The 10,665-nt window shown below is 46.1% G+C and carries 9 protein-coding genes; 6 read left to right on the plus strand and 3 right to left on the minus strand.

The annotated features are described in order from the left end of the window. Nucleotides 1–377: 377 nt before the first annotated feature. Nucleotides 378–1,709, minus strand: coding sequence for a DUF3370 domain-containing protein (locus ACE1CM_RS24895; RefSeq protein ID WP_374881379.1), 1,332 nt, complete (start codon nucleotides 1,707–1,709; stop codon nucleotides 378–380). A gap of 563 nt (nucleotides 1,710–2,272) precedes the next feature. On the opposite strand from ACE1CM_RS24895, the gene ACE1CM_RS24900 reads away from it, so the two are divergent. The 4 genes from ACE1CM_RS24900 to ACE1CM_RS24915 all read left to right on the plus strand — a co-directional run bounded on the left by ACE1CM_RS24900 (nucleotide 2,273) and on the right by ACE1CM_RS24915 (nucleotide 7,879). Then, on the plus strand, nucleotides 2,273–3,160 hold the full coding sequence (locus tag ACE1CM_RS24900) for a tetratricopeptide repeat protein (protein WP_374881381.1): 888 nt from the start codon (nucleotides 2,273–2,275) through the stop codon (nucleotides 3,158–3,160). 72 nt (nucleotides 3,161–3,232) lie between these two features. Continuing rightward, entirely contained in the window at nucleotides 3,233–3,841 is a 609-nt protein-coding gene (locus ACE1CM_RS24905; RefSeq protein ID WP_374881382.1) for a tetratricopeptide repeat protein, read from the plus strand. 39 nt (nucleotides 3,842–3,880) lie between these two features. Beyond that, nucleotides 3,881–4,279: a tetratricopeptide repeat protein gene (locus ACE1CM_RS24910; protein WP_374881384.1), complete on the plus strand. Its 399-nt coding sequence runs from the start codon at nucleotides 3,881–3,883 to the stop codon at nucleotides 4,277–4,279. Nucleotides 4,280–4,612: 333 nt separating this feature from the next. After that, on the plus strand, nucleotides 4,613–7,879 hold the full coding sequence (locus ACE1CM_RS24915; RefSeq protein ID WP_374881386.1) for a CHASE4 domain-containing protein: 3,267 nt from the start codon (nucleotides 4,613–4,615) through the stop codon (nucleotides 7,877–7,879). A 295-nt stretch (nucleotides 7,880–8,174) separates the two neighbouring features. Here the strand turns inward: ACE1CM_RS24915 and ACE1CM_RS24920 are convergent, their stop codons facing one another. Continuing rightward, entirely contained in the window at nucleotides 8,175–8,939 is a 765-nt protein-coding gene (locus tag ACE1CM_RS24920; protein WP_374881388.1) for a hypothetical protein, read from the minus strand. 90 nt (nucleotides 8,940–9,029) lie between these two features. Between ACE1CM_RS24920 and ACE1CM_RS24925 the strand changes: the two genes are divergently transcribed. Continuing rightward, nucleotides 9,030–9,926 carry an NmrA/HSCARG family protein gene (locus tag ACE1CM_RS24925; RefSeq protein WP_374881389.1) on the plus strand — a complete coding sequence of 299 codons (897 nt, stop codon included), beginning with the start codon at nucleotides 9,030–9,032 and terminating at the stop codon, nucleotides 9,924–9,926. Between the two features lie 86 nt (nucleotides 9,927–10,012). Continuing rightward, nucleotides 10,013–10,417 (plus strand): endonuclease domain-containing protein, encoded by a 405-nt coding sequence (locus ACE1CM_RS24930; RefSeq protein WP_374881391.1) that lies wholly within the window; start codon nucleotides 10,013–10,015, stop codon nucleotides 10,415–10,417. Between the two features lie 64 nt (nucleotides 10,418–10,481). Here ACE1CM_RS24930 and ACE1CM_RS24935 read toward each other — a convergent pair. Continuing rightward, a partial coding sequence (locus ACE1CM_RS24935; RefSeq protein WP_374881393.1) for a hypothetical protein occupies nucleotides 10,482–10,665 on the minus strand: 184 nt, incomplete at its 5' end.

Genomic DNA, 10,665 nt, shown 5'->3' on the forward strand with positions numbered 1-10,665 from the left:
TCAGCAAGAAACCCGATTGCCTCCGACTCTGATGAGGCATTAGACAAAGAAACCGGATTTCACCTGAAAAATCTTTGGTTGGACAACGAGAGATATCAGCAAGAAACCCGGTTGCCTCCGACTCTGATGAGGCATTAGACAAAGAAACCGGGTTTCACCTGAAAAATCTTTGGTTGGACAACGAGAGATATCAGCAAGAAACCCGGTTGCCTCCGACTCTTATGAGGCATTAGGCAAAGAAACCGGGTTTCACCTGAAAAATCTTTGGTTGGACAACGAGAGATATCAGCAAGAAACTTTGGTGAGACGATCGTCGCGCGTAAGTCCTGTCTCTCTTACAATCCCACCTGCTCACCTGCACCCCTGCCCACCTGCTATTATTCCAAGGTGCGCAAGCTCAATACTTGCGGTGGTGTAGCATCGGGGGGATAGAAGAAATTCACCGTGACGATGCGGCGATCGCTTGCAGGCATCCTTAACGTTACCAAAGGTTCGCCTTGCTGTCCTTGGCGTTGCACTAGGTGAAAGTAACGCACCTGGGGTTGTCTGTTATCGTCTCGGTAGGAAACCCGCACCGTACCCCGAAAGAAAACCCGTCCTTGGGGGGGATCGACAAAAAATAACCGCTCGCGTGCTAATTCTTGTTTAAACGGTGTTTGGATCGATATCGTCACTGTTTGCGGATTGCCGGTATTGTTAACTAAAGGCAAGATGGCGCGGTAATGCACCCCATAGTTACCGTGACCGTTGATGGCAGTATCGGCATAGCGCACCGCCATCGGCGCACTTTGCACCTGGTTAGTTCCCAAGGTTATCCGCGTCACCGTATTGATCGGATAGGAAATACCCCTTCCCCGTTGCGGAATGCTCAGCTTATCCTCTCCCGGTCGATCTGTAATGCGAGCATACCATTCCGAACCGATGGAAACCCCCGCCACGCGTCCAAACACCTTTTCTTCCCCTTCAATTCCCACTTTGCTGGGATCCGTAGGCGTGCGATCGCGCGGTTCTGCTAATCTGCCAGTTACTAATAAATTTTGCCACTCTTCCAACAAGGGCGCGCGAAAACGTTCCCGCGTATTGGCAAGCGCGTACATCGCCAAATTCGCCATATAAACCGGCGCATTTGCTTGCAGTCTCATGTAGGTCGTGCGACCGCTCCCAGGTAAAATAGGCAAGTTAAATAACATCCGACTCTGTTGCGGTGGAATTTCGATTTTTGTAGGAAATTCCGATTCTCGAACATTTCGCAATACTTCATTCATCACTCGCGATCCGGGACCAGAATAAACCCTGCCATCGGGATTTTCCACCATTGACGGCAACTGGACAAACGGCGCATCGGGATTTGTGGCGTGACTCGCCGCTTGCAGAATTTCTAGAGTTACGGGTTCGTTGTTGGGATTGTAAACCAATGCACCTTGATACAGCGTTCGTCCTTGTCTCGAGGATCTGACAATGTGATGGGAAAAAAAGTCGAACCGTCCTACTAGCGGTTTGTTCAAGTGTGCGGCGGGAACTTGTTTCCCCTCACCAGGAAAGGTGGAAAGTAGAATTCCTTCGGTTTGCACCACTTCCGGACTGTTGCTATTGAACACCAAAACTCGATCGAGTTCTCCCGGTAAGGGACGAATTTCTTGGATTTGGGTGACGAAGCGGCGTTCGAGTACTGCTGGTTCTGCAATTTGCGCCAAAACAGAATTTGCCAATAAAAACCACATTGCCAAAGGACGAGTATTCGCAACAATTTGTTACAATACCATGTCCGTAGCAATTTTTTACACATCGTTGGGCGGGTGTGTTCTTGTGCAGGTGTGCAGGCGTGCAGGTGGGATATGGAGAGAAATTTGACCAAAGATGATTATTTCCACCCTACCATTCATATCCTGTCCGGTTGCATCAGTATCGTAAAAAGTGAGGGGACTTTGAGGACAAGGAAGACAACGAAGACAAAGAGAACAAGCAAGAGGGGTTTTTAAACAGTTGCTTACACCATAGTTTTACACAACCAATGCTTAAGGACTTGATATCACCCGCTCCTTACGATCACCCGCTCACCCGCTCCTCTGCTAAATTAAAGTCACCTGTTCCCCTGCGGTCAGTTCCCATGTGGTTAGTTGCAGTTTTTATCTGTCTTGGATGGATGGTATCCTTGTGCCTCCACGAGTTCGGTCATGCAGTCGTCGCCTATTGAAGTGGAGATACTTCGGTTAAGCATAAAGTTTATTTGACTTTAAACCCGCTCAAATATACCGCTCCGGGATTAAGTTTAATGTTGCCGCTTTTTTTCCTCCTCATAGGGGGAATTGCGCTGCCGGGTGGCGCGGTTTATATTAATCAGAATCGGTTGCGCGATCGCCAATGGAAAAGTGCCGTCTCTGCTGCAGGTCCATTCGCCAATATGATTGTCGTTTTGCTGCTGTCGCTGCTTTTCCGAGTTGGGCAAAACTGGGATATTTCCAGTTGGATTTTCCCCAGTTTAGCTTTGATCGTTGTTTTGAATATCTACGTGGTTCTGATTAATTTATTGCCCATTCCTTCCCTGGATGGTTATGGCATTATCGAACCTTGGTTACCACCCCATCTCCAACGGCAATTTAACCAGTTTGACAAATATGGAATTTGGTTTTTGATTGGACTGCTTTGGTTTGTTCGTCCGTTTAATCAATTCCTCTGGAATATTACTGACACTGTCAGCGATTTTCTGGGAATTCCGACAAGGTTAGCTTTTCTAGGCGAGCGAATTTTTAGCCTATATTCGTTGTATATCGTCCTAGTGTTAATCGCACTATTATGGATATTCAGAGAGCGGAAAAGCGAACTTTATCGCCGAGGTAGTCAGTTAATTAGTAATCGGAAATATCTAGAGGCAATTGCTGCTTTTGATAAAGCAATTCAAAGCGAAGCCAACTACGCAGAAGCTTGGTATTTGCGGGGGTATGCCTTTTTACAATCGGGAAAATATCAACCAGCCCTATCATCCTACGACAAAGCCATAGAAATCAAACCAGACTATCCGGAAGCTTGGCAGGATAAAGGCGCCGTATTGAGGAGTTTACACCGCCATGAAGAGGCAATTGCTTGTTATGAAAAAGCCATAGAACTTCAGCCATACTTTCCGCTAGCTTGGCATAATAGAGGAGTCGCTTTACACGATTGACAGCGCTATGAAGCAGCGATAGCTTCCTAGGATAAAGCGATTGAAATCGAACCAAACTATGGAGAAGCTTGGATGAAACGAGGGAATGCTTTAGCTTTATTGCACCGCGATGAAGCAGCAATAGAGGCTGATAATAAAGCAGGGCAAATTCAACCGGAATCTGCCGCTGGGATACAGCAAGTTAAAATGCTGCAAAAATTCCAGCGCTATGCAGAAACTCTCGCCGTCTACGATAAAAGATTGAAGCTCAAACCAGAAGATCCAGATGCTTGGTATCGTCGCGGTTTAATTTTAGCCAAATTCCAGCGAGAACAAGAAGCATCACAATCTTATGAAACCGCGATCTATTGTGACGATCGATTGATTAAACGCCATCCAAACAATCCAAAAAAATATTATGACCGAGGCGCGCTGCTAGAAAAATTACAGCGACAAACTGAAGCATTAGAATCTTATGAAAAAGCAGTCCTAGCAAGCTCTCGCACCCTCAATCGCCAGCCACAAGACGCTCAAACATGGTATCAAAAAGGCTGTTTGCTGGAAAAAATGCAACGAGATGAAGCAGCATTAACTGCTTATGAAAAAGTTACTTCTATCCAGCCTGATTTTTATCAAGCTTGGTATAACCAAGGAAGAATTTTGACAAAAATGCCCGAATATGAGCTGGCTATTTATGCCTAGGACAAAACCCTAGAGACAATACCGGATAACAGCAGCGGGTTGATTGGGGGAAAAACATTAGCCGAGTGGCAGAGGTACGAGGCAGCAAGAGAATCATACGATAGAGCGATCGCCCTCTATCCTGAATTTTATGGATTTTGGTTATATATAGGTAATGCAGTTTATTACTTGGAAAAATATGAAGAAGCGATCGCGTTTTACGACAAAGGGATTCAACTCAAAGAAGACTGTACCAGTGCGTGGATCAACAGGGGAATCGCGTTGATGAAATTAGAACGATACGAAGCAGCGAACACTTCCTATGAAAAAGCGATTCAAATCGAGTCTAATTGTCCTGATGCCTGGTATAACCAACTTGTTATGCACTCTGTGGTGAACCCTCTAGAGCGATTAAAAGCCTCCAGCAGGCACGGGTCCTCGACACAGAAGAGCGATTGAGAGAACTTGCCAAAACCGATGCAGACTTGGAAGCAATTCGAGAGCATCCGCTGTTGCAGAATTTGCTCAATTGAGGAGGACAGGACTTACGCAGGACAAACCTATCACCAAAGTTTCTGCGCAGAGAAACCCGGAATATGCGCGTAAGACCTCAGGAAAATGGCAAAGATGGAAAAGACTAGGTTTCTTACCCATGCTAAAACCCCTGCCTATAAGATAGACTGCATTACTATCTTCAGAGTGCATTGTTACCAGACCGAGAAACATCAGGACATCTGTAGCGATAGCTTAGCTACTCCTAGCGTTACCCGTGGCATCGGGAAGTAAATTACTATGGCGCTATTTAAAACAAAAAGTCTGTCTAAACCAGTAGGCAAAAAACAAAATCGGTTAGAAAATCAACATACACCCGCTACAGGGAAGTCGCTGACGCTGAGGCAGAAAGCCATCCTGGTCGTTGGGACAACGCTGGTGGGTCTGCTTGGGGTGCTGTATGCAACTTCGTCAGCGCTCTTGCTGAGCAACATTAAAGTTGCCGAAGAAGAAAACACGCGTCAAGCGGTTGAAAGCGTCTTAAGTATCTTTGCTCAAACAAAACAAGATTTTAGCGCCCGTTTTCCCGACTGGTCAGCTTGGGATGACACTTATAGCTTTATCAAGCAAGGCAAGCCCAGCAATTATATCGAGTCGAACTTAACCGAACAAGCGCTTGCCAGCATGAAAGCCAATTTGGTGGTGTATATTAATTCTGCCGGGGAACTCGTCTACGGAACGGGGCTGGATATTAGACGCCAGAAAAAAATACGCGTACCCGCGGCGGTGAGAAAGCACATCGCTAAGGGCAGTTTGCTGTTACGTTCTGCCAATAGACCAGAGATTTTAACAGGAATCTTGTTGCTTGATTCTGGCCCAATGTTGGTCACATCCCAACCTATTCTTACCAGTAGGGGCAGCGGACCAATGGGCGGTACCTTGATATTTGGGCGCTATTTAGACACCGGCAAAATTCAGAAATTGGCTAGTCGCTATCGCCTCACCTGGCAAGATATGAATGCAGCCAAACTACCGCCTGACTTTTTAGCAGCGCGTTCTTACTTGCTGGGGGAGGAGCAAAATAGCAGAAAAGATGCCCAATGTCTAATGTTCAATGCTTCATGTCCGATATTCGTTCATCCGCTGAACGAAGAAGCGATCGCAGGATACACCATCATTAACGACATATACGGGAAGCCAGCACTGCTGCTGCGGGTGGAAGCAGCGAGAGAAATTTATCGGCAAGGCATCGCCAACTTGCGCTATCTGTTCGCTTCTTTAGCAATTGTAGGATTGGTATTTGGAGCGATCGCTACTTTACTAACAGAAAAATTGCTCAACAGTCAGCGTCAGCGAACAGAAAGCGAAGTCCGCTATCGCGCTGTCATCGCCCAAGCAACAGACGGAATCTTGTTAATAGATGCCCGCAGCAAACGCTTAATAGATGCCAACGCCGCCCTGGAAAAACTACTAGGTTACACCCTTAAAGAAATCTTGCAACTAACGCTTTACGATGTCCTCCTAGAAGAGCCGGAAAAAATCGACCGCGCTCTGCAAAACCTAACAGCAGGGCAACATTTTACCGGCGAACAGCAATACCGCCGTCGAGATGGCAGCATCGTGCAAGTTGAAGTCAAAGCCAACCAAATTGCTGACCCCGAAACAGAAATTTTATGCGTAGTCCTGCGGGACATTAGCGCCCGCAAGCAGGCAGAAAACGCAATGCTGCGTCAAGCACAAAAAGATCAGGCAGTAAATCGAGTCGTTCAATCCCTCCGCAACTCTCTGGAATTGAACACAATTTTTTCCACAGCCGTGTCAGAAATTGGCAGGCTTTTAAAAGTGGATCGGGCGACGATTATAGAATATTTTCCAGAGCAAAAACTGTGGCGGTGCGTAGGAGAATATCGGCAAAAACCCGACCTGCCTATTGGTCTGGGGTTGGAAATTCCCGATCGTAATAATTGGGTAACCCAGCGCCTCAAGCAACTAGAAATTATTCCCATTGATGATATCAGCCAGATAGAAGACGAAACGGTCAAAAACCTGGCTCAAATTTATCCCGGAGCTTGGTTAATTATCCCGTTGCGGGTTGACTCTTACAGCAGTTACGACACCCTATCAATTCCTGTTTGGGGGACGTTGAATTTGTTGCGACACTCAGCCCCCACCCCCTGGGAAGATTGGGAAGTCGAGTTAGCTAGCGCCATCGCCGATCAACTTGCGATCGCCATCCAACAATCGAAACTGTATCAACAAATTCAACAACTCAACGCCGATCTAGAAAACCAAGTCATCGAACGCACCGCCGAACTAGAAAGATCCCTCAGCTACGAAGCCACCCTCAAACGCATTACCGACAAAGTCCGCGATTCTTTAGATGAATCTCAAATATTGCAAACCGCCGTGCAAGAGGTGGCAATCAGTTTGGGCGTTTACTCGTGCGATGCTGCATTATACGACCTGGAGCGCAGAACGTCAACAATTTGCTACGAATATATTTGCCCAGAAATTCCATCAGCAAAAGGGCTAACCTTGCAGATCGATGATTGGCCCGATATTTACGAGCAACTGTTGCAGGGACATTACGTTCAATACTGCTTCTGTGCCCTACCCGCTGCGTTAGTTCGCAGTAGCAAGCTGGAGTTTACCATTTTGAGCTGTCCTTTAGTGGACGATCGGGGCATCTTGGGGGATATGTGGTTGTTTAAACCCCGCACAGAGTATTTTAGCGACCTAGAGATTCGACTGGTGCAGCAAGTGGCAAATCAGTGCGCGATCGCGATTCGTCAAGCTCGCCTTTACCAAGCCACCCAAGCGCAAGTCGAAGAACTAGAAAAGCTAAATCGTCTCAAAGATGACTTTTTGAGTACGGTTTCCCACGAATTACGCACCCCCATGTCCAACATCAAAGTGGCAACCCAGATGTTAGAAATTGTTTTAAAACAAGCCGGTGCATTAGACGCAGATTCGACAAAAGTAGCGAGATACTTCAAAATATTGCACGAAGAATGTCAGCGAGAAACAAATTTAATTAACGATTTATTAGACTTGTCCCGCCTCGATGCTGGGGCTGAATCTGTAGTTTTATCCAGCATCGACCCCAAAATAGCGATTCTTCACATTGCCGAACTATTTGTAGAACGCATCCACAGTCAACAACAACAACTAGAAATTGATTTTCCCGCTCAAGTTCCTCAGATCGCAACTGACCTATCGAAGCTAGAACGCATTATCACCGAACTGTTGAACAACGCATGTAAGTACACCCCAGCCGGAGAAAAGATTACGATAACAGCACGAGTTAAAGAGTCTGAAAAAACCATAAGCGAAAATCCAGAAAAACTTTTGTTCAGCGTCAAAAATTCGGGAGTTGAAATTCCCCCAAGCGAAATTAGCCGCATTTTTGAAAAATTTTACCGAATTCCGAACAGTAACCCTTGGAAACATGGCGGGACAGGTTTGGGGTTAGCCCTCGTGCAAAAACTCGTCACTTATCTGCACGGATCGATTCGAGTTGAGAGTGCAAATAACGAGATTTGTTTCACCGTTGAATTACCTGTTTGATCGGTCAGTAGGGATACCGTCCCCATCTTAGGCAACGGTTGTGTAACTGCTAATAGCTAATCGCTAATGGCTACTCTGGAGGCAATTGACAAGCGAGCAATTAGCAAGCTCGTAATTAGCCATCAATACACAGTTATTTTGTGAGCAGTATGCCGCAGAGTGAGTGAGGGGATAGTGCGTTATGCTACCGCAGATCCCACCCTACTGATAAGGTGCAAAATTTGAGCGCCTAACTAGCGGCGCGATCGCCCCGCCAGTCAAAGCTTTAATAATTAAGGGTGGCAAAATCTATTCCTTAAGAGTTGGTGCGATCGCCTCCCCACAACCCACGAATCAATTTATTAGTTAATTCCTCACCAAACATCCGCACCGCCATCTGATTACCCGGATCGCGTTCCGCACTGGTACGCCGCAAAAATAAATCCCGTTCTGCCAAAGAATCCCGTGTATCTTCAGGCACTGGTTCGGCTTCATCTACCCAAATTAGCCAACGATCCACCATTTCATTTGCTACCGTGCGAATCAGTTGCAAATTATCCTCTGTAACTGCACAGGTGTAGCATGGGTTGATAGGCGATCGAAACAGGCGCAGGTAAACACCTTTGCTCGTAAATAATGACAAATTTGGATTATCCTGTAGCGTCAGATATGTCTGATTAACTGGCTCATAGTAGCGATCCAGGTATTCCAAATCGGTCAAAAGATCCGTTCTGGGAATGTAATCGATGTAGAAGAAAAGATTCTGCATCGTGCCAAACTCAAACGCCAGATGGGGAACGCGGATATGGGGTTTCAACCAAGTAGTTAGACGCATGGCGCTGAAGTTTCGTTGGGAGTTGCGAAGCCAAGAATGCACCAGCCAGTCAATTTCAGGCCCAGAGAAATTTTTCAGCGATCCTTTTACAGTGCCATCAGCATTACTATATTCGTGTAAATCTTTTGTACCAGGATCTGGATGCAACTCAAAACGGGCGTCTATTTTCTGACGCAGTTCGTTGATAATCGCCCCAAGTTGTTCAAACACAGGTGTATTATTTGTATCCGGTTGCTGCTGAATCATCGTTTGCCTCTACCTCCAGATATAGAGATTTTATTTCAAAATCAAGTTTAATAGTAACAAGAACCGAGCATTTTAGATGGCTGGGAAAATATGGATAAAATTCTCCTCATCGGCGTCACGGGTGGCACGGGTGGAAATGCAGTCAAGGGATTTCTAGAACAGGGAGTCACTAACCTGCGCGCCATCACTCGCAAAATTGACCTCAACCGTCCTTCCCTATCCAAGATAAATGATGCAGGCGTCGAATTGGTTGAAGCTAACTTAGATGATCGGGAATCTCTTGTAGCAGCTTTTACAGGGATTTCCCATGTTTACTGTCACGCCACCGCTGGCGATTCATCCAAACCTGACCCTTTAGAAGTCGAGAGAGCAAAGCGAATTGCACAAGTTGCCAAACAAGCTGAAATTAAGCATTTTGTGTATAACTCAGCAGGTGGTGCAGACAGAAATTCTGGCATCGGTCACATTGAACAGAAATATCAGATAGAGCAGATTTTAAAACAAGCTGGCTTACCCACAACTATGTTACGTGCCTGCTTATTTATGGAGGAATTTTGGAAGAAATATACGCGACCTTCTATTCTTAAGGGTAGTTTTCCCTTCTCCGTGCAACCTAATAAACCATTACATTTGATTACCACAAAAGACATGGGGCGCGTTGCTGCTTATGTAATGAAAAATCCCGACAAATACATCGGCAAAGAAATCGAAATCGCTGGCGATGTCCTGACACCAAAACAAATGGCAGAGGTATTTTCTCAGGTGCAGGGAATACCTGTTATGCATAAAGAAGTACCCGCCTGGATTTTCTTACTTTTCTTCCGCAAGTCACTGTTTGATTTGATTATGTGGTATCGCAATAAGGGTTATCAAGCTGATGTTAAGCAATTAAGGGAAGAGGAATTTCCCGGACTTTTGACAACCTTTCCGGAATTTCTAGAAGAGACTGATTGGGCGAATCGGGAACTGACTTACGAGAGTTTGTGATTGTTGCGCTCCTACTTTTTTCCAGTGTTATGGTAGTACTGTCCAATCACCCTGTAATTCAGGAGTTTAGGGGGTTACGTACTGCTATGGCACAAATGACTAGAGGGGAAAATTTAATTGATACGTGTTTTCACTTACCGTACAATCCGCAACTTGTGGAAAGGGCAAAAGAACTGCGTAAAAACATGACACCCGCAGAAAAAAAGCTCTGGAATAATTACTTGAGAAGATTTCAATTTCGGGTTTTAAGGCAAAGACCGATTGATAATTTCATCGTTGACTTTTATTGTGCCAAGTTGAAGTTAGTAATTGAGATTGATGGAGAGAGTCATTTTACCGATGAAGGCAAAGATTATGATGGGGAAAGAACGAGTATTTTAGAAGGTTATGGATTGAGGGTGATTCGGTTTACGAACGATCAGGTTTTGAAGAATTTAGAGGGTGTTTGCCGACAGATAGAGGAGTTGATCCCCCCCAACCCCCCTTGCTAAGGGGGGCGATCGAGGGAGATTTTCGGCTGGGCATCCAACCTTCGATCCCCCCCAACCCCCCTTGCTAAGGGGGGCGATCGAGGGAGATTTTCGGCTGGGAATCCGACCTTCGATCCCCCCAACCCCCCTTGCCAAGGGGGGCGATCGAGGGAGATTTTCGGCTGGGAATCCGACCTTCGATCCCCCCAACCCCCCTTGCTAAGGGGGGCGATCGAGGGAGATTTTCGGCTGGGCATCCAACCTTCGAT

This window comes from Microseira sp. BLCC-F43, from assembly GCF_041929235.1.
In the GTDB taxonomy this organism is placed as follows: Bacteria; Cyanobacteriota; Cyanobacteriia; order Cyanobacteriales; family Aerosakkonemataceae; genus Microseira.